The organism is Streptomyces sp. GDS52, from assembly GCF_052246875.1.
Taxonomy (GTDB): domain Bacteria; phylum Actinomycetota; class Actinomycetes; order Streptomycetales; family Streptomycetaceae; genus Streptomyces; species Streptomyces cathayae.
Genome location: NZ_CM125966.1, coordinates 5,129,978 through 5,147,527 on the forward strand (window position 1 = coordinate 5,129,978; position 17,550 = coordinate 5,147,527).

The window sequence follows — 17,550 nt, forward strand, 5'->3', positions numbered from 1 at the left end:
GGGGGTGTCAATGGGTCGCGCGCACAACGGTTTCGGCAGTTTCGAAACCATTGGGCAAAGGTCCCTACCAAACCTTCACACCTCGCCCTATCGACCGGACGTGAGCGGAACCTAGTCTTCCCCCGTCATGGACTATTGCCACCCGTGCCGACGGCACCTCAACGGCGCCCTCGCCTGCCCGGGGTGCGGCACCCCTGTCGAGACCCTCCGCGCCCACCCGGAGGCCTCCGCCGCCCCGCAGGCGGCGCACGAGGAGGGCGTACCGGATCCGGAACCGGAGCCGGAACCGCACGCGGAGCCGGAACCCGCCGAAGGCGCGCGGCAGCCGGCCGCCGACGCTCCCGCGAGTCCGGAGGCGGCCGACGAGGAACCCACGGAAGGGGTGAGCCGCCGGGACCGCAAGGCCGCGACGCACCGCAGGCGACGGCGCAGGTCGCTGCTGATCGCGGCGGGATTCGTCCTGGCCGCAGGCGCGTTGAGTCTCGCGGAGCTGGGGATGGACGCACCGGGGTCGAAGCCCGAGCCGGCGGCGGCCGGGGACGAGACGCCGGCCGGTGGATCGGCCGAGGCCGAGCCGGCGCCACCGCCCGGCAGCGCCCCGGGCACGGGCACCTCCGTGAACTCCCCGTCCCCCAGCGCCTCCGGCTCACCGTCGGCCTCCAAGTCGCCGACGGACGAGGAGTCGGCGGAGGCGGAGGAGTCGGCGGAGGCGGAAGCGGGCGGGGAGCCCGAGGAGGCCACCCGGCCGGCACCCGCGGGCACGGCACCGGCCGACCCGACCGCGGCGCCGCCGCGGCAGTCCCCGCCGCAGCCGGACGCCCCGGAGCCCGCCCCGACCACCACGGAGCCCGAACCGGAACCGGAGCCTGAACCCTCGGAGACCTGCAACCGCTTCCTGTGGTGGTGCACCTGACGGACGCGGGCCCGTGTCCGGTGCGGCCGCCGGCTACGCCTCGTGCGTCCCGGACGCGCCGGTGTCCCGGCCGGCGTCCAGCATCGTCCGCAGCGTGTCCCGCAGGGCCAGGCGTTCCTGTTCCGTGAGGGCGGCCAGGGGCTCGCGGGCGAAACGCAGTGACTCCCGCATGCTGCGGGCCACCCTGCGCCCCTCCGCCGTCGCCGCCGCCAGCTTCACCCGGCGGTCGGCCGGGTCCGGCCGGCGCTCCGCCAGCCCGCGCGACTCCAGCCGGTCGACGATCCCGGTGACGTTCGACGGCTCGCACTTCAGACGGTGGGCGAGCTTCCGCATCGGCAGCGGCTCCAGGGAGAGCAGGCTCAGCAGCCGGGCCTGCGCGCCGGTGAGCGCGTGGCCGGCCGCCGCCTCCTCGTACTCCTCGTGGTAGCGGGCCACGACCGAGCCGATGAGTTCGACGACCTCCAGGGTCAGGGCGTCGGGGCGGCTGGGGGGACTGGATGCGGCGGCCATGCCCCCCAGAGTACCCACATGCTTGACATCCTGAAATATTCAGCGGCATGGTTGTTTCAGGTTCTGAAACACCTCGAGGAGGCCCCACCCCATGTCCGACACCCCCACGCTCCCCGCCACCGGCCGCGAGTGGCAGCTGCTCAGCCGGCCCGTCGGATGGCCGAAGTCCGAGGACTTCGCCCTGGTCGAGACCGAGGTCCCGGCGCCCGGTCCGGGCCGGGTGCTGGTGCGGAACACGTACCTCTCCGTCGACCCGTACATGCGGGGAAGGATGTCGGCCGCCAAGTCCTATGTGGCGCCCTACGAGCTGGGCAAGGCCATGCAGGGCGGCGCCGTCGGCGAGGTCGTCGCCTCGGAGGCCGAGGGGATCGCCGTCGGCGACCACGTCCTGCACTTCTTCGGCTGGCGCGAGTACGCCGTCGTGGCCGCGGAGAACGCCGTCAAGGTGGACCCCGACGCCGCGCCGCTCCCGGCCTACCTGGGCGTGCTGGGGATGACCGGGCTCACCGCCTACGCGGGCCTGCTGCGCACCGCCGCCTTCAAGGAGGGCGACTCCGTCTTCGTCTCCGGCGCCGCGGGCGCCGTCGGCAGCCAGGTCGGGCAGATCGCGAAGCTCAAGGGCGCCTCCCGGGTCGTCGGCTCCGCCGGATCCGACGAGAAGGTCAAGCTCCTCGTCGAGGAGTACGGCTTCGACGCCGCCTTCAACTACCGGAACGGCCCCGTGAGCGAGCAGCTGCGCGCCGCCGCCCCGGACGGGATCGACGTCTACTTCGACAACGTGGGCGGCGACCACCTGGAGGCGGCGATCGGATCGCTCGACCGGGGCGGCCGGATCGCGATCTGCGGAGCGATCTCCGTCTACAACAACACCGAGCCCGCGCCCGGCCCGAAGAACCTCGCCCGGCTCATCCAGACCCGCGGCCGCGTCGAGGGCTTCCTGGTCAACGACCACTACGACCTCCAGCCGCAGTTCGTCCAGGAGGTCGGGGCCTGGGTGCGCTCCGGCGAGCTCAAGTACCGGGAGACCGTCGTCGAGGGCATCGAGAACAACCTCGAGGCGTTCCTCGGGGTGCTGCGCGGCGACAACACCGGGAAGATGATCGTCAGGCTCTGACGGCGACCGGCCCGCGACACGCCGCCGACGGGGCACCTATAGTGCCCCCATGCGCGATCTTGGGGTGGGATTCCGGTATCTCCTGAAGGGCCAGCGCTGGGTGGCCCGGCACGGCAGACAGTACGGCTTCGGACTGGTGCCGGGACTGATCACACTGGTGCTGTACGCGGCGGCACTGGTGGCGCTGGCCCTGTGGGGAGCCGGTTTCGTCGGCTGGGCGACACCGTTCGCCGACGACTGGTCGAGCCCCTGGCTCGGCCTGTTCCGCGGGTTCCTCACCGTGGTCCTGTTCGCGCTCGGACTGCTGCTGTCCGTCATCACCTTCACCGCGGTGACGCTCCTCATCGGCCAGCCCTTCTACGAGAGCCTCTCCGAGAAGGTCGACCGGGACGTCTCGCCCGACGGCACCGCCCCCGAGTCCGGGCTGACGCTGGGGCGGGAGCTGTGGATCTCCGGCCGGGACAGCCTCCGTATCGTCGTACGCGCCCTTCTCTGGGCGGTGCTGCTCTTCGCCCTCGGGTTCATCCCCTTCCTCGGGCAGACCGTCGTACCGGTGATCGGCTTCATGGTCACCGGGTTCTTCCTCACCGAGGAGCTGGCGGCGGTGGCCCTCCAGCGGCGCGAGGTCGAGCTGCGGGAGCGGCTCGCCCTGCTGCGGGCCCGCAAGACCCTGGTCTGGGGCTTCGGGACACCGCTCGGGCTGGCCTTCCTCGTCCCGTTCGTCGCGGTGTTCCTGATGCCGGGCGCGGTCGCCGGTGCCACCCTCATGGCCCGGGACCTGCTCGGCGAGGAGACCGTCGAGGACGGCGCCACCGGCGAGGACGGCGCCGACGAGCCCGTGGCGCCCGCGCACTGAGACCCTCGCCCACCGAAGCCGACGCCGAGCTGCTCAGCATGCTGTCAGGATCCGATACGAAGTGACCACATCGTGTCCCGTTGTGAAGGGTTCGCACGCATTTCGGTCTGAGTGCTCGATCATGGGCCGCCGGGTCACCGCGACGATTAACGTCTGATGCGGGGTATCACCCGCCGGTCTGGGTAGTCCTCGTACGAGCAGCCCCGGTCCGGGACCCTGACCCCGGACCGGGGCTCACGTACGCCGCCCCGGGTCCGGGCCTACCGCACGGAGAAGCCGTACACCGTCTCCGAGCGGAACACCTCGCCCGGCCGCAGGACCGTGCTCGGGAAGCCGGGCCGGTTCGGCGAGTCGGGGAAGTGCTGGGTCTCCAGTGCGACGCCGGCTCCGGGGGCGAAGGGCTCCCCGATGAGGTCGGCGGTGTAGAGCTGCATCCCGGGCTCGGTGGTCGCCACCGTCAGCACCCGCCCGGACGACGGGTCGTACAGCTCGGCGACCTCCACCGGCGCCGGCGTCACCCCCTTGTCGAGCACGAGATTGTGGTCGTACCCGGTGCCCGTCCTGCGCCCCTCGCGGAAGTCGAAACGGGTGCCGGTGACGTCCCGGAGTTCGCCGGTCGGTATCAGCTCCGCGTCGACCGGGGTGAACCGGGAGGCGGCGCACCGCAGTTCGTGTCCGGCCGCACCGCCGGCAGCGGCGCCGGAGCGGGGCTCGGAGCCGGTCAGGTTCCAGTACGAGTGGTTCGTCGGGTTCAGGACCGTCGGCGCGTCCGTGACCGCCTCGTACACGATCCCCAGCGCGCCCCGCTCGTCCAGCGTGCAGGTCACCGACATCTCCAGACGGCCCGGGAAGCCCTCCTCGCCGTCCGCGGAGACCCGGCCGAGACGCAGCCCGTGCGGTACGGGCGTCACGTCCCACACCCGCTTGTCGAAGCCCCGCTCACCGCCGTGCAGCGAGTTCGGCCCGTTGTTCGGGGCGAGCGTGTGGACACGTCCGTCCAGCGGGAAGCGGGCACCCGCGATCCGGTTGGCGTAGCGCCCGATCAGGGCGCCCAAGTAGGGCTCCGGACGGGCGACATAGCCGTCCAGGCCGGAGAAGCCCAGCACCACGTTCCCGGGCCGCCCCTCCCGGTCCGGCACCTCCACGGTCTGCACGATCCCGCCGTACGACAGCATCCGCACCCGGGTGCCGGCCCGTTCCAGGGTCCAGCGATGCACCGGGGTGCCGTCGGAAAGTGTGCCGAAGAGTTCGTTCATGTGCGGAACGATAAGTCACGGCTGCTTCGCTGTGACCGTGCGGTAGGCGATCTCCGCCAGTCTGGCCTGACCGTCGACGCTCGGGTGGAACCAGTCCCAGCGGCTCAACTGCGCGGTGCCGAACTCGTACGCGTACACCGCGCCGCCGTCGAACCGGCACCGGAGGTCCTCGGCGCAGACCTCCTCCAGCACCTTGTTGTACTCCTCCACCCGGCTTCGCACCGTCTCGCGCCGCTCCGTCGCCGCCGCGTCCAGCACATCCGGATCCGCCAGCATCGACGGGCAGATGCCGAGCTTCCACACCTGCTTGCCCAGCTCGTTGGTCCGGCCCTGCGACCACAGCCGCTTGAGGTCCGGCACGCTCGCCACGTACACCTGGGCCTTGGGCAGCGCCTTGCGCAGGGTGTGCATCGCGTCCTCGAAGTCCGCGCGGAAGTCGGCCACCGGCGTCATCGCCGACGTCGTCGCCCGGCAGGCGTCGTTGGCCCCGGCCATCACCGCCACCAGTTGCGGATCGCGCCGCACCGCCCGATCCATCTGACCGGGCAGATCCGCCATCCGCGCCCCGGTGACCGCGTAGTTCCAGCTCCGCTCGGCCGCCCCGGCCGGCCCCAGCAGCCGCACCGCGAGACTGTCGACCTGCTCACTGCTGCCCGTGGCCCACGACACCTCGGGACAGTCCGCCAGCACCGCGCACGCGTCGAAGCCGCGGGTGATGGAGTCGCCCACGGCGACCACGGAGGTGGGACTGGTGTCCCAGACGGGGGTGGGCGACGGGGACGGCGCGGCCTTCTTCGCCGGGCCGGCGGACGGAGCGGACGCGTCACCGCCGACGGCGTCGCAGCCGGCGACACCCAGCACGGCGACCCCCAACGCGGCCGCCGCCACCGCGAGCCCGGCCCGCGAGCGGCCGCCCCGCCCGCGCCGCGCCCGCCGTGTCCCCTGCTCCATCCCGCCGCCTCCCCACGCATCACGGTCACCGTCCCCCATGCATAACAACGCACGGGAGTTCCCGCTCGCTCGAACGGACCGGCTCGCACCATCCGGGGCCGCATACGGCCATCCGGGACCGGCACACCGGGAAGCTGTCGTCCTGCCGGGTGAATGACGGAAGTTTCCGGGCACCAGGACGGACGGTACGTCACACTCCATCCCTCACCACACGGTAGCCTCGCCATCAACGTGGCTCGCCCGGCCACCCGCTGATCGGCCCGTTCCGTCCTGTCCCGCTCTGCCCGGAGGTTCCGGTGACGACACGTGGAGTCCTGTACGTGCACTCCGCGCCGCGCGCGCTGTGCCCACACGTCGAGTGGGCCGTCGCGGGGGTGCTCGGCGTGCGCGTCAGCCTGGACTGGACCCGCCAGCCCGCCGCGCCGGGCACCTGGCGCTCGGAGTTCTCCTGGAAGGGCCAGGTCGGCACCGCCTCCAAACTCGCCTCCGCGCTGCGCGGCTGGCAGCTGCTGCGCTTCGAGGTCACCTCGGAGCCCTGCCCCACCGCCGAGGGCGAGCGCTACAGCTGCACCCCCGACCTCGGCATCTTCCACGCCGTCACCGGCATGCACGGCGACATCATGATCCCCGAGGACCGGCTGCGCGCCGCCCTGGTCCGCTCCCAGCAGGGCGAGACCGACCTGGAGGCGGAGATCGCCAAGCTCCTCGGCAAGCCCTGGGACGACGAACTGGAACCCTTCCGCTACGCAGGCGAGGGCGCCCCGGTCCGCTGGCTCCACCAGGTGGTCTGAACAGGTGTTTTGAAAAAACCCGTTACTGCAGCGCCCCGTCAGGGGCGCGGAGCTGTGCTGATATGCGGCTCCGCCGCGTGGGCGCGACCCACCACATCCGACCCGCACACGGCACACAACCAAAGACCGACGGCGATGGCCCGAACCCTTTTTCAGGGTCCGGGCCATCGCCGTTCACGGTAGAGGAATCACACCGACCGGAACGCCAGCACCACGTTGTGCCCACCGAACCCGAACGAGTCGTTCAGCGCAGCGATCCGCCCCTCGGCGGGCAGCTTGCGCGCCTCGCCCCGGACGATGTCCGCCGCCGCCTCGGCCTCCGGGTCGATGGTGTCGACGTTGATGGTCGGCGGAGCCACCCGGTGGTACAGCGCGAGCACCGCCGCCACCGACTCCACACCGCCGGCGCCACCGAGCAGGTGCCCGGTCATCGACTTGGTCGCGGAGACCGCCATGTGGTCGACGTCGTCGCCGAAGACCTTGCGCAGTGCCTTCAGCTCGGCGACGTCACCGGCCGGGGTCGAGGTGGCGTGCGCGTTGACGTGCACGATCTCGGCCGGGTCCAGGTCCGTGGCGTCCAGCAGGTTCTGCAGGGCGTGCGAGATGCCGCGGCCCTCCGGCTCCGGCTGCACGATGTCGTGGCCGTCGGCCGAGATGCCCTGGCCGACCGCCTCCGCGTAGACGCGGGCGCCGCGCGCGGCGGCGTGCTCGGCGGACTCCAGGACGACGACGCCCGCGCCCTCACCGAGGACGAAACCGTCCCGGGCGACGTCGTAGGGGCGCGAGGCGCCCTCGGGGTCGTCGTTGTTCTTGGACATCGCCATCATGTTGCCGAACGCGGCGATGGGCAGCGGGTGGATCGCCGCCTCGGTGCCCCCCGCGACGACGACGTCGGCGCGGCCGGAGCGGATCATCTCGATGCCGTAGCCGATGGCCTCCGCGCCCGAGGCGCACGCCGAGACGGGGGTGTGCACGCCCGCCTGGGCGCCCACGAGCAGGCCCACGTTGGCCGACGGGCCGTTCGGCATCAGCATGGGGACGGTGTGCGGGGAGACGCGGCGGACGCCCTTCTCCTTCAGCACGTCGTACTGGTCCAGCAGGGTCGTCACGCCGCCGATGCCGGAGGCGATGACCGTGCCGAGCCGCTCCGGGGCGATGCTCGGGTCCTCACCCGCCCTGCCCTCGAAGCCGGCGTCGGCCCACGCCTCCTTGGCCGCCACCAGCGCGAACTGCGCCGAGCGGTCCAGGCGGCGGGCCTGCGGACGGGGAATGGTCTCGGTGGGCTCCACGGCCACGGGGGCCGCGATACGGACCGCCTGGTCGGCGGCCCAGTCCTGCTCCAGGGGCTTGACCCCGGAACGGCCGGCGAGCAGGCCCTCCCAGGTAGAGGCCACGTCGCCACCCAGCGGTGTGGTTGCGCCGATACCGGTGACGACCACGGTGCGATTGGTCGAGCTCATCGGAATTCTTTCTCCAACGGATTACGAGGATTCGTACGGCGCCACCGCCGGGTGGCGGGGCCGGGGCCCCGGCCCCCGGGCCTCCCTCGGGATCAGGAAGGCCCGGCAGTGCTCAGGCCTGGTGCTTGAGGATGTACTCGGTCGCGTCGCCGACGGTCTTGAGGTTCTTGACGTCGTCGTCCGGGATCTTGACGTCGAAGCGCTCTTCGGCGGCGACGACGACCTCGACCATGGACAGCGAGTCGACGTCCAGGTCGTCGGTGAAGGACTTGTCCAGCTGGACGTCCTCAACCGGGATGCCGGCGATCTCGTTCACGATCTCCGCGAGACCGGCGACGATCTCTTCCTGAGTGGCGGCCATGATGGCGCTCCTTCGCTGTGATTCCAGAGGGTGTGGCGCCCGCCGCGTCAACGGCGGGTACTGCGGTACCCGCGCCGGACCCGATGATCCGGCACGGAGTGCCTAGGGGAGGGTAACGACCGTAGCGGCGTAGACGAGACCCGCCCCGAAGCCGATGACGAGCGCGGTGTCGCCGCTCTTCGCCTCGCCGGTCGCCAGAAGCCGCTCCATCGCGAGCGGAATCGAGGCGGCCGAGGTGTTGCCGGTGGTGCGGATGTCACGGGCGACCGTGACGTGCTCCGGCAGTTTCAGGGTCTTCACCATCGAGTCGATGATCCGCACATTGGCCTGGTGCGGGATGAAGACGTCCAGATCGTCCGGCGAAAGCCCGGAGGCCTCCAGCGCCTCCTTGGCGACCTTCGCCATCTCGAACACGGCCCAGCGGAACACCGCCTGGCCTTCCTGCGTGATCGCGGGGAACTTCTCGACCTCGCCGTCGCGGTAGTCCGTCCACGGCACGGTCTGCTTGATGACCTCGGACTTGTCGCCCTCCGAGCCCCACACCGTCGGGCCGATCGCGGGCTCCTGGGACGGGCCGACGACGACCGCGCCCGCACCATCACCGAACAGGAAGGCGGTGGCCCGGTCCTCCAGATCGGTCAGATCGCTCAGCCGCTCCACGCCGATGACCAGCACGTACTCGGCGGAGCCCTCCACGACCATGCCCTTGGCCAGCGTCAGGCCGTAACCGAAGCCCGCGCAGCCCGCCGAGATGTCGAAGGCGGCGGCCCTGCCCGTGCCCAGCTTGTCGGCGATCTCGGTCGCGACGGCCGGTGTCTGCTGGAAGTGCGACACCGTCGACACGACCACGGCGCCGATCTGCGAGGCGTCGATACCCGCGTCCGCGAGCGCCTTCCCGGACGCCGCGACCGACATCGCCGCGACCGTCTCCTCCGGCGAGGCCCAGTGCCGCGTCTCGATGCCGGAACGCGAACGGATCCACTCGTCGGACGAGTCGATCGTCTCGAGGATCACCTCGTTCGGCACGACCCGGGTGGGCCGGTAGCCGCCCACACCCAGGATGCGCGCGTACGGGGCGCCCTTACCGGGCTTGATCTTCGCCATGCGGAATCTGCTCCTAAGGGCGTCAGGCGTGCTCTGCGACGAGCTCGCGGGCGGCGTTGAGGTCTGCGGGGGTCTTCAGCGCCAGCGTTTTGACGCCGGGCAGCGAACGCTTGGCGAGACCGGTCAGGGTCCCTCCGGGGCACACCTCGATCAGCGCGGTCACCCCGAGCTCCTTGAACGTCTCCATGCACAGGTCCCAGCGGACCGGGTTCGCGACCTGGCCGACCAGGCGCTGGAGCACCTCGGTGCCGGTCGCGACCGTCGCGCCGTCCTTGTTCGACACGTAGGTGACCTTCGGGTCGCCCGGAGCCAGGTCCTCGGCGGCCTTGGCCAGCGTGTCCACCGCGGGACCCATGTGGTGCGTGTGGAACGCGCCGGCGACCTTGAGCGGGACGACCCGGCGCACACCCTCGGGCTTGTCCGCCTCCAGCGCGGCCAGCTGCTCCTTGGTGCCGGCCGCCACGATCTGGCCCGCGCCGTTGATGTTCGCCGGGGTCAGCCCCAGCTTCTCCAGGTGCGCCACGGTGACGTCCGGGTCGCCGCCGAGCAGCGCCGCCATACCGGTCTCGGTGATCGCGGCGGCGTCGGCCATGGCCAGACCCCGCCTGCGGACCAGGCGCAGCGCGGCGGAGTCGTCGAGGACACCCGCGAACGCGGCGGCGGTGATCTCACCGACACTGTGGCCGGCCACCGCGCCGGGCGCGAGGTCCGCGATGTCACCGAGTGCCGAGGCGGACAGCAGCCCGGCCGCGACCAGCAACGGCTGGGCGACGGCCGTGTCGCGGATGGCGTCCGCGTCGGCCTCGGTGCCGTAGTGGGCGAGGTCGAGTCCGATGGCCTCGGACCAGGCGGCGACGCGGTCCGCGGCACCGGGCAGGTCGAGCCATTCGGTCAGGAAGCCGGGCGTCTGAGCGCCCTGGCCGGGAGCGACGAGTACGAGCACTCTCACACTCTCTCTTGACGACGGCCGAAGCCGCCCGTGAGGACAGGGACGAAGAACACGAGGGGGTTTTGTGGAACCCCGACAAGAGACTAGAGCTGAAGATCACCGTCGACCAGACGCCCCAGGATCAGAGCGATCCTCAGGGTGAAGGCAGAGCGTACATCGGAGGGTGACCAACCGGTGACGTCCGTCACACGTCGCAGCCGGTAACGGACGGTATTGGGGTGAACGAACAGCATCCGGGCGGCCCCCTCCAGACTGCTCGCCTGCTCCAGATAGACGCTGAGCGTCTCCAGCAGCGCGGCCCCGGTCTCCTCCAGCGGTCTGTAGATCTCCTCCACCAACTGCTCGCGGGCCGAGGGATCACCGGCGATCGCCCGCTCCGGCAGCAGATCGTCGGCCAGTACCGGGCGCGGTGCGTCCTGCCAGGCCGTACAGGCCTTGAGGCCCGCTGCGGCGGCCTGCGCGGACCGGGTCGCCGCCAGCAGGTCCGGCACCACCGGACCCGCCACCACCGGCCCCTGCGCATACGGGCCGATCAGCGACTTGGCCACCCCCAGCGGGTTGTCGCTGCCGCCCGCGATCACCACCAGCCGGTCCCCGAGCACCCCCGTCAGCACCTGCAGCTTGGCGTGCCGGGCGGCCCGCCGGATCGCCTCCACGGTCAGCTCGGAGTCACCGTCGGGCGCGGTGCCCAGCACCACGCACACATGCTCCGGCGAGTTCCACCCCAGGGCGGCGGCCCGCGACACGGCACCCTCGTCGGCCTCGCCGCTGAGCACCGCGTTCACCACCAGCGACTCCAGCCGCGCGTCCCAGGCACCCCGTGCCTCGGCGGCCTGCGCGTACACCTGGGCGGTGGCGAAGGCGATCTCCCGCGCGTACACGAGGAGCGCCTCACGCAGCACCGCCTCGTCGCCCGGCGCCGCCACCTCGTCGATGGCGGACTCCATGACCTCGATGGTGGTGCGCACCATCTCCACGGTCTGCCGCAGCGTGATGGCCCGGGTCAGCTCGCGCGGCGCGGTGCCGAAGACGTCGGTGGAGATGGCCTGCGGGGCGTCGGGGCGCCGGAACCACTCGGTGAAGGCGGCGATGCCCGCCTGCGCGACCAGCCCGATCCAGGAACGGTTCTCCGGGGGCATGGCCCGGTACCAGGACAGCGTCTCGTCCATCCGCGTGATCGCCTGCGCCGCCAGGCTGCCGGACGACTGCTCCAGCCTCTTCAGCGTCGCGGCGTGCGCGTGGACGGGGCGTGCTACGGCATCGTGGGTACTGGTCTCGGGTTCGGGCACGTGGACAAGACTGCCTTATCCGGACGGGTGAACGGGCCGGGGGTCCACGGGGCAGGCCTACGGTGGACCGGTGATACACGTACGGCGCGCGCACGAGCGCTATCAGGGCGGTGATCCGGCGACCGGGATCGACACCCGGCACGCCTTCTCCTTCGGCCCCCACTACGACCCCGACCACCTCCGCTTCGGCCGGCTCATCGCCTGCAACGAGGAGCACCTGGCCCCCGGCGCCGGCTTCGACGAGCATCCGCACAGCCACACCGAGATCGTCACCTGGGTCGTGTCCGGCGAGCTGACCCACCGCGACTCCACCGGCCAGGAGAGCGTGGTCCGCCCCGGCGACCTGCAACGCCTGAGCGCCGCCTCCGGCGTCCGCCACGTGGAACGCAACGCCGGCCCCGAGCCCCTGACCTTCCTCCAGATGTGGCTGACCCCGCTGGAGCCCGGCGGCGCCCCCTTCTACGAGATCGTCCCCGGCCTGGCCGACTCCACCCCGTACGCCCTCCCGGAAGCCGGCGCCACGCTCCACGTCCGCCGCCTTTCGGCGGGGGAGCGGACGGCGATCCCGGACGCGGCGTACGTGTACGCCCACGTCGTACGCGGCGAAGTGACCCTGAACGGCGAACACCTCACCCCGGGCGACGCGGCCCGCGTCACGGACGCCGAGGGGCTCGCGGCTGTCGCGGAGACCACATCGGAGCTCCTGCTGTGGGAGATGCGCCCGGCGTGACCGCCCCGAGGCCCGCCGAAGTGCAGAGAAAGTCACACACCCTTCGAAAGCAAGCAGGGTTAGTTACACCCAGGTGTAACCAACTCCGCAGAACCGCGTGATCATCTCCGTACGGATCCGGCTGAACAGCTTGCCGTGCTCTCAGACGCAGAGCCTCGTGTTCTGGAGCGCCGACTCGAACAGGGTGCCGACCGACCTGGAGTCGATCTGGCCTCCATAAGGCACCTCGGCCTCCGAGGTGCTGGGCCTGCCGGTGTGGTGCGGCTGAAAAGCGTGAGCAGGTGGCGGGCAACTGTCACTTGAGCGCTCAAATGAGCGGGGTGTGGACAGTTGAGGTCGAAGTGCTCACGCTTTTCGAGTTGCTCCATGCAGCCGGCGGGGGCCCGCTGATGGGGAGTGACGAATGCTGCGCGTCAGTTCGAACTCTCCTGCCGTCTGATGATCCGAAAATCAAAGAGTTCCATCCGAGGCTGCAGCGAACGTGCGGGCCGCCGAGGTGGCCTGCGAGCGGGTTGCCCGTGCGGCTCACGACGGGGGTGCACCACTTGGCGCTCCAGGTGCGACCGGTGTCCTGGTCGGAGCGGATACAGACCTGGTCGGTGGTTTGGGCGGCGACGCGAGTGCGACCTCCTTGCATGGTAACGACCTTGGGAAAAATTGAGGTCGGGCCGCGCGGTCGGAGGCCAGGCCGGCGATGGCGAGGTGGGTCTGCTCGTAGTCCTCGCGGCTTCCGGTGTAGCGCTGAAGCGGATGCCACTGCTTGTACTCGGCACGTGCAGGGCCGGCGCGCGGGCCGCCGCCCAGGGCGGGGCGAGTTCTTCGGGCAACTCCCCGAAATGTGCGCGGGAGACACCGGACAGGGCAGGATGGGTACAGGCCGTACGGGCCCAGCTCAGCTTCACAACTCGCCCAGCCTGTAAAGCCCTTCGCCATGTCACGGTCGACTCACTCCCGTCCTTCCCCCCCCCAGGTCGTTAGGGTCGGGCCCATGGCTTCCATGGATATCTCCCTGCGTCCCGTGCACCCCAGCGATCTGCCTGTGTTCTTCCGGCACATGAGCGACCCCGAGTCGAATCGGATGGCCGCCTTCACCGCCGAGGACCCGACGGACCGGGCCCACTTCGACGCGCATTGGAAGCGCATCCTCGCCTCGCCCGACGTCGTCACCCGCACCGTGCTCGCGGACGGCGATGTGGTCGGGCACGCGGCCGTGTACGGCGAGCCGGGCGAGCGGGAGGTCACGTATTTCATCGATCGCTACTACTGGGGGCGGGGCATCGCGACCGCGGCACTGCGGGGGCTGCTCGCCGAGGTCTCCGAACGCCCGCTGCGCGCCCGGGCGGCGGCGGACAACACCGGATCGGTGCGGGTCCTGGAGAAGTGCGGCTTCAAGGTCGTCGGCGAGGACCGGGGCTTCGCGAACGCGCGGGGAGCGGAGATCGACGAGCTGGTGCTGCGGTTGGATGGATAATTTTCCCCACCCCCGTAAACGTGTTGGCCGAATTAGCGATATAGCCAAGTGGATAGTTGGTATGGGATGAATCAGGTCGACCTGATTGAACTCGCGGAGCGTGTCTCTTCCGAGATGCACGTGGGGAGTGTTGTTTTCTCCGGGATTATTTTTCCTGTGGGGCTCGTTATCGCCTGCAACATCGCGCAGATGGCGGATCGGGTGTTCCTGTTCCTGGCGGGCGTGCTACCCGGCCCTGTGGAGAGGGCTACTCCGGGGTCGCTCCGGTTCGCCGCCGGTATTTTGGCATTCCTGTCTCTGATCGGTTTGGTGGTCGAGATTCGTATGGGTCTGACCTGACGCGGGGCACAGGACGGCCCATCGACAAGAAGGCGTTCCTCAACCGCTCTTGGAACGTGCGGGTCGAACAGGGGTCCTGGGCGAGCGATCTTCTGGTGGCGCGGGCATGAAGGCAGGGCTTCTCGGTAGCTCGGAGATGCGAATCAAACCGAGCAGCACGGGGAGGCCCTGTTGTCCTTGTTGTGCGCGTCCACGCCCGCTGGCTTCAACCTGGATCCACAGCCCGACCGTCACGCGGTGGATCCAGGCTGAGGTGGGTGGCGGAGCTGGCATCGAGGGAGGAGTGGAAACGGGCATCAACTGCACCTGGGGATGCTCGCTGCGGCTCCGTTGCAGCTGAGGAAGAACCTTGTGCCGCCGGGCCAGGATTAATTTCCTCTCGGGCCGGCGGCCTCCGATTCAGGCGCAGAAAGGTAGTTTTTCATGTTTATTGTTCCCCTGCTCCTTGGGTTCGCTTGTCTTGCCTTTGGCCTGGCACTGGCCAAAAACCATCGTGGGTTCCGGGATCGACTGGTGGCATCGCCCGTCAACTTGGCCTTGGGTGATGACAAGGTTCCAGGAACGTTCAAGGCTGTCGGTGTGATGGCGGCCATCCTGGGGGTCTTCATTACGACCTTCGGAGTGATCTTTGCAATCTTCTCGTAGACCTATTTGTCCATTGAACCGCTCGTGAACGGAGATGGGTGAGCACAAGGAAGTATTGAGCCGGAACTGATGGGTTTCCTACCCGTCACAGCGCCGACCATCACGAGCACCACGGCGATCACCACGGTGCCGAGCCCGATGGACAGCAGGTGCGAGGCATGCCGCCGGTATGCAGCCAGGACGTGGCGAGTGGTCCCGAAGTCCACCGCCACCGCCGGGGCCTTCGGGACCCGTACCTCGGACGTCACAATCACTCCCTGGAGAAGCGACCGCACAGCGTGGCGCTGCCCGGCCACGCTTCAGAAGGGATGGATGTTCAGGCGCGCCGTGTCGGCCGGCGCAGGCCGCCGACGAACACCTGCCAGGCACCGGCACCGACGGTGACGACCGGGCCGGACGGGCTCTTGCTGTCGCGCACCGGGACGGCACCGGCGAGGCAGCCGTCGGCCACCTCGACGCAGTCGCCGCCGGTGTTGCCGCTGTACGAGGACGTGCGCCAGGCGGCGCCATCGGTGACGGTGCACTCCACGCATTCGCCGCCAGTGCTTCCGCTGTAACTGGACTTACGCCACTGCACGTTCCTCGGACTGGGAGCGATCTTCATAGCGTTCCTCCATCACTCGCGCGATCAGTGCTGCTGAGTCCTCTACGGAGAGGGCCGCGGCCTGCAGGCGAGCGTAACGGAGGGTGGCTTCCCTGATGGTCTCCGGGTTGGCGGTCATATGACCGGAGATGAGGTCCTCCGTGTAGATGATGTCCGGGTCGTCGTTGAAGCGCATGGTGGTGAATGCCCCGTCAAGGCTGGCGTGTTCACCCGCAGCGTTCGGGAGCACCTGTACGTGTACCCAGCGGTGACGCGTGAACTCCAACAGGCGGGCGAGTTGGCTCCGCATGACCTCGTGGCCACCGACCGGCCGGAGTAGTACCGCCTCGTCCAGAACCACCCAGGTGACAGGTGGTTGCTCCCGGTTCAGAATGCGCTGGCGCTCCATGCGAGCCGCTACCAGGCCATCCAGGTCGTCCGGCATTCCGGTGGCCAGTACAGCCCGTGCGTACTCCTTCGTCTGCAGTAGCCCGTACACCAACTGCGCTTGGTACGTGGAGAGGTATGCGGCCCTCGCCTCCATTTCCGCGTGTGGCTGGAACCAGGAGGGAAGTTGGCTGCGCAGGACCAGACCGATCAGGCGGGAGAACAACCCGTCCGTGCCGAGGGCGGCGTCCACGCGTTCGGAGAAGTCGCGGGTGGGGATCTTCTTCGTGGTCTCGATCTGGCCGATCAACGAGCCCGTGCAGAAGATGATCTCGCCGAGTTGGCCCTGCTTGAGGCCGTGGGCCTCGCGCTGGCGGCGCAGTTCCCAGCCGTAGTAGTCGAGCGGGGACGCGGTGGGATCGAGCGTCTGGATGTTGGCCACGGTGGTGCCTCCGGCCTGAAACGCCTCTCGGCGTTGATTTCGGTGCGTAGTCGAGCGTATGCGGTGCGTCGCAATCTGGTGGGGTGAATCAGACAACTGGTCCGCGTGTGACGGACTTCGAGACGCACTACCGGGCCGAGTTCGCGTTGGGTGAGCACTCGGTCCGGCACCTGCGCCGCATCCTGCGGCTCTACCTCAAGGGCTCGGGCCTGCTGGAGGTGGCCGGCGCGGCCGAACTCGCGGTGTCGGAACTCCTCGCCAATGTCATCCGGCACGTACCCGGCCGCCGTTGTGGAATCTGCTTCCTGCTGCAGCCCGGCGGCGTGCGGGTGGAGATCTCTGACGGGTGTCCGCGACTGCCCGTTCCGGGAGCGGGGGACACGCTTGCCGAGGGTGGGCGCGGGCTGCTGCTCGTCGAGGCGGTGACCGACCGGTGGGGTGTGACGCCGCATCCCGCCGGCGGCGGCAAGACCGTGTGGTTCGAGTGCGGTCGCAGTCCCGCACCCCGGCCGACACCGCGCCCGTGAAGGGGTGTGGCGGTGGTGCAGAAGACCCCGCAGCGAGATCTTCCAGTCGGGGGTGCCGGCCCGGGAGCGGTGAGCCTGCTTCGGTGAGGGGTGCCCGGCGTGGGTTCCGGCGTCGGCGGTCGGGCGCTTGGTGGGCGCATAACTCAAAGAAAACTTTAGTTCTGTGCGCAGATGTGCATGAAACTCAAGTATTCTTTGAGGTTCATGCACAACCAAGGGTGGCGATGTGTCCGAAGACCGCGTGGGCAGGCGCGCTGCCCTCTGGCGGACCGCGGCCGGTCAGCGCGGCTATTTCACCGCCGCGCAGGCGGTGGACGCCGGGTATTCCCACCAGGCTCAGCACTACCACGCTCAGCACGGCAACTGGTTGGTGGTCGACCGGGCGCTCTACCGTTTGCGGGAGTTCTCCGACCTGCCGAGTGAGGGTGACGAACAACTGGTGTGCTGGTCGCTGTGGAGCAAGGGGAGGGCTGTGGTCTCCCATGCCACCGCCCTCGCGGCCCACGACCTCGGCACGGCGAACCCGTCCCGTATCCACCTCACTGTGCCGCGTGGCTTCCGGCAGAAGTCGGACGCGGTGATTCTGCATCGCGCCGAACTCACGCAGTCGGACGTGGAGGACCGGATGGGGTACCGGGTGACGACACCGCTGCGCGCCATCGCCGAGTGCGCGGCAGCGGATGAGGACCAGGATGTCCTGGACGGAGCAGTGAGTGAGGCGCTGGAACGAGGGATGGTGTCCCGCCGAAGGCTGCTTCATGCCGCCCAACTGCTGGGCCCGCGAGCGGAACTGGGCGTGGAGCGGGCGTTGGAGGCGTTGTCGTGACCGGTCGCTACCGTGACGCCGCCGACTTGCGTCGCGCCCTGGAAAC

General features: G+C 69.9%; 20 protein-coding genes. 10 read left to right on the plus strand and 10 right to left on the minus strand.

All coding sequences use genetic code 11. The features are described 5' to 3' along the window. Positions 1-127: 127 nt before the first annotated feature. On the plus strand, positions 128-913 hold the full coding sequence (locus ACTWJ9_RS23340; RefSeq protein ID WP_279336215.1) for an SCO2400 family protein: 786 nt from the start codon (positions 128-130) through the stop codon (positions 911-913). A gap of 33 nt (positions 914-946) precedes the next feature. Here the strand turns inward: ACTWJ9_RS23340 and ACTWJ9_RS23345 are convergent, their stop codons facing one another. Further along, on the minus strand, positions 947-1,423 hold the full coding sequence (locus ACTWJ9_RS23345) for a MarR family winged helix-turn-helix transcriptional regulator (RefSeq protein WP_279336216.1): 477 nt from the start codon (positions 1,421-1,423) through the stop codon (positions 947-949). Between the two features lie 91 nt (positions 1,424-1,514). Between ACTWJ9_RS23345 and ACTWJ9_RS23350 the strand changes: the two genes are divergently transcribed. After that, entirely contained in the window at positions 1,515-2,537 is a 1,023-nt protein-coding gene (locus ACTWJ9_RS23350) for an NADP-dependent oxidoreductase (protein WP_387040495.1), read from the plus strand. A 49-nt stretch (positions 2,538-2,586) separates the two neighbouring features. Beyond that, positions 2,587-3,393, plus strand: a complete 807-nt coding sequence (locus ACTWJ9_RS23355) for an EI24 domain-containing protein (protein ID WP_387040498.1) — start codon at positions 2,587-2,589, stop codon at positions 3,391-3,393. Positions 3,394-3,653: 260 nt separating this feature from the next. Here the strand turns inward: ACTWJ9_RS23355 and ACTWJ9_RS23360 are convergent, their stop codons facing one another. Continuing rightward, a complete protein-coding gene (locus tag ACTWJ9_RS23360; protein ID WP_279336219.1) occupies positions 3,654-4,649 on the minus strand; it encodes an aldose epimerase family protein in 996 nt (331 codons plus the stop codon). A 15-nt stretch (positions 4,650-4,664) separates the two neighbouring features. Then, entirely contained in the window at positions 4,665-5,600 is a 936-nt protein-coding gene (locus tag ACTWJ9_RS23365; protein WP_279336220.1) for an SGNH/GDSL hydrolase family protein, read from the minus strand. 296 nt (positions 5,601-5,896) lie between these two features. Between ACTWJ9_RS23365 and ACTWJ9_RS23370 the strand changes: the two genes are divergently transcribed. After that, the gene (locus ACTWJ9_RS23370) at positions 5,897-6,391 is read left to right on the plus strand and encodes a DUF3145 domain-containing protein (RefSeq protein WP_279336221.1); all 495 of its coding nucleotides are present in this window, start codon (positions 5,897-5,899) and stop codon (positions 6,389-6,391) included. Between the two features lie 188 nt (positions 6,392-6,579). Here ACTWJ9_RS23370 and ACTWJ9_RS23375 read toward each other — a convergent pair whose 3' ends face one another. The 5 genes from ACTWJ9_RS23375 to fasR form a co-directional block, all read right to left on the minus strand. Continuing rightward, on the minus strand, positions 6,580-7,851 hold the full coding sequence (locus tag ACTWJ9_RS23375; RefSeq protein WP_387037423.1) for a beta-ketoacyl-[acyl-carrier-protein] synthase family protein: 1,272 nt from the start codon (positions 7,849-7,851) through the stop codon (positions 6,580-6,582). A 112-nt stretch (positions 7,852-7,963) separates the two neighbouring features. Further along, positions 7,964-8,212, minus strand: a complete 249-nt coding sequence (locus ACTWJ9_RS23380; RefSeq protein ID WP_004988657.1) for an acyl carrier protein — start codon at positions 8,210-8,212, stop codon at positions 7,964-7,966. A gap of 102 nt (positions 8,213-8,314) precedes the next feature. Then, positions 8,315-9,316, minus strand: a complete 1,002-nt coding sequence (locus ACTWJ9_RS23385; protein ID WP_279336223.1) for a ketoacyl-ACP synthase III — start codon at positions 9,314-9,316, stop codon at positions 8,315-8,317. 22 nt (positions 9,317-9,338) lie between these two features. Continuing rightward, a complete protein-coding gene (locus ACTWJ9_RS23390) occupies positions 9,339-10,259 on the minus strand; it encodes an ACP S-malonyltransferase (RefSeq protein ID WP_443294728.1) in 921 nt (306 codons plus the stop codon). Between the two features lie 89 nt (positions 10,260-10,348). Then, positions 10,349-11,554: a fatty acid biosynthesis transcriptional regulator FasR gene (gene fasR / locus ACTWJ9_RS23395; RefSeq protein WP_279336224.1), complete on the minus strand. Its 1,206-nt coding sequence runs from the start codon at positions 11,552-11,554 to the stop codon at positions 10,349-10,351. Positions 11,555-11,624: 70 nt separating this feature from the next. Between fasR and ACTWJ9_RS23400 the strand changes: the two genes are divergently transcribed. From ACTWJ9_RS23400 to ACTWJ9_RS23415, 4 genes are all read left to right on the plus strand, one after another. Beyond that, on the plus strand, positions 11,625-12,284 hold the full coding sequence (locus ACTWJ9_RS23400) for a pirin family protein (RefSeq protein ID WP_387037420.1): 660 nt from the start codon (positions 11,625-11,627) through the stop codon (positions 12,282-12,284). A gap of 997 nt (positions 12,285-13,281) precedes the next feature. Then, positions 13,282-13,755: a GNAT family N-acetyltransferase gene (locus ACTWJ9_RS23405; protein ID WP_387037430.1), complete on the plus strand. Its 474-nt coding sequence runs from the start codon at positions 13,282-13,284 to the stop codon at positions 13,753-13,755. Positions 13,756-13,821: 66 nt separating this feature from the next. Then, positions 13,822-14,094 carry a hypothetical protein gene (locus ACTWJ9_RS23410; RefSeq protein ID WP_387037418.1) on the plus strand — a complete coding sequence of 91 codons (273 nt, stop codon included), beginning with the start codon at positions 13,822-13,824 and terminating at the stop codon, positions 14,092-14,094. Positions 14,095-14,517: 423 nt separating this feature from the next. Continuing rightward, positions 14,518-14,739 carry a hypothetical protein gene (locus ACTWJ9_RS23415; protein WP_387037416.1) on the plus strand — a complete coding sequence of 74 codons (222 nt, stop codon included), beginning with the start codon at positions 14,518-14,520 and terminating at the stop codon, positions 14,737-14,739. A 316-nt stretch (positions 14,740-15,055) separates the two neighbouring features. Here ACTWJ9_RS23415 and ACTWJ9_RS23420 read toward each other — a convergent pair whose 3' ends face one another. Together ACTWJ9_RS23420 and ACTWJ9_RS23425 are read right to left on the minus strand one after the other, a co-directional pair. Further along, positions 15,056-15,343, minus strand: coding sequence for a DUF397 domain-containing protein (locus tag ACTWJ9_RS23420; protein WP_279336227.1), 288 nt, complete (start codon positions 15,341-15,343; stop codon positions 15,056-15,058). Next, a complete protein-coding gene (locus ACTWJ9_RS23425) occupies positions 15,303-16,151 on the minus strand; it encodes a helix-turn-helix domain-containing protein (protein ID WP_279336228.1) in 849 nt (282 codons plus the stop codon). Before ACTWJ9_RS23425 ends, ACTWJ9_RS23420 begins: the two co-directional genes overlap by 41 nt. A gap of 107 nt (positions 16,152-16,258) precedes the next feature. On the opposite strand from ACTWJ9_RS23425, the gene ACTWJ9_RS23430 reads away from it, so the two are divergent. Both ACTWJ9_RS23430 and ACTWJ9_RS23435 read left to right on the plus strand, forming a co-directional pair. Next, positions 16,259-16,678: an ATP-binding protein gene (locus tag ACTWJ9_RS23430; RefSeq protein WP_387037413.1), complete on the plus strand. Its 420-nt coding sequence runs from the start codon at positions 16,259-16,261 to the stop codon at positions 16,676-16,678. A 226-nt stretch (positions 16,679-16,904) separates the two neighbouring features. After that, positions 16,905-17,504 carry a type IV toxin-antitoxin system AbiEi family antitoxin domain-containing protein gene (locus ACTWJ9_RS23435; RefSeq protein WP_279336230.1) on the plus strand — a complete coding sequence of 200 codons (600 nt, stop codon included), beginning with the start codon at positions 16,905-16,907 and terminating at the stop codon, positions 17,502-17,504. Positions 17,505-17,550 lie beyond the last annotated feature (46 nt).

Coding starts and splice junctions, on each gene's coding strand:
- ACTWJ9_RS23340 (WP_279336215.1), top strand. CDS start 128: ATGGACTATTGCCACCCGTGCCGACGGCACCTCAACGGCGCCCTCGCC.
- ACTWJ9_RS23345 (WP_279336216.1), bottom strand. CDS start 1,423: ATGGCCGCCGCATCCAGTCCCCCCAGCCGCCCCGACGCCCTGACCCTG.
- ACTWJ9_RS23350 (WP_387040495.1), top strand. CDS start 1,515: ATGTCCGACACCCCCACGCTCCCCGCCACCGGCCGCGAGTGGCAGCTG.
- ACTWJ9_RS23355 (WP_387040498.1), top strand. CDS start 2,587: ATGCGCGATCTTGGGGTGGGATTCCGGTATCTCCTGAAGGGCCAGCGC.
- ACTWJ9_RS23360 (WP_279336219.1), bottom strand. CDS start 4,649: ATGAACGAACTCTTCGGCACACTTTCCGACGGCACCCCGGTGCATCGC.
- ACTWJ9_RS23365 (WP_279336220.1), bottom strand. CDS start 5,600: ATGGAGCAGGGGACACGGCGGGCGCGGCGCGGGCGGGGCGGCCGCTCG.
- ACTWJ9_RS23375 (WP_387037423.1), bottom strand. CDS start 7,851: ATGAGCTCGACCAATCGCACCGTGGTCGTCACCGGTATCGGCGCAACC.
- ACTWJ9_RS23380 (WP_004988657.1), bottom strand. CDS start 8,212: ATGGCCGCCACTCAGGAAGAGATCGTCGCCGGTCTCGCGGAGATCGTG.
- ACTWJ9_RS23385 (WP_279336223.1), bottom strand. CDS start 9,316: ATGGCGAAGATCAAGCCCGGTAAGGGCGCCCCGTACGCGCGCATCCTG.
- ACTWJ9_RS23405 (WP_387037430.1), top strand. CDS start 13,282: ATGGATATCTCCCTGCGTCCCGTGCACCCCAGCGATCTGCCTGTGTTC.
- ACTWJ9_RS23410 (WP_387037418.1), top strand. CDS start 13,822: ATGAATCAGGTCGACCTGATTGAACTCGCGGAGCGTGTCTCTTCCGAG.
- ACTWJ9_RS23415 (WP_387037416.1), top strand. CDS start 14,518: ATGTTTATTGTTCCCCTGCTCCTTGGGTTCGCTTGTCTTGCCTTTGGC.
- ACTWJ9_RS23420 (WP_279336227.1), bottom strand. CDS start 15,343: ATGAAGATCGCTCCCAGTCCGAGGAACGTGCAGTGGCGTAAGTCCAGT.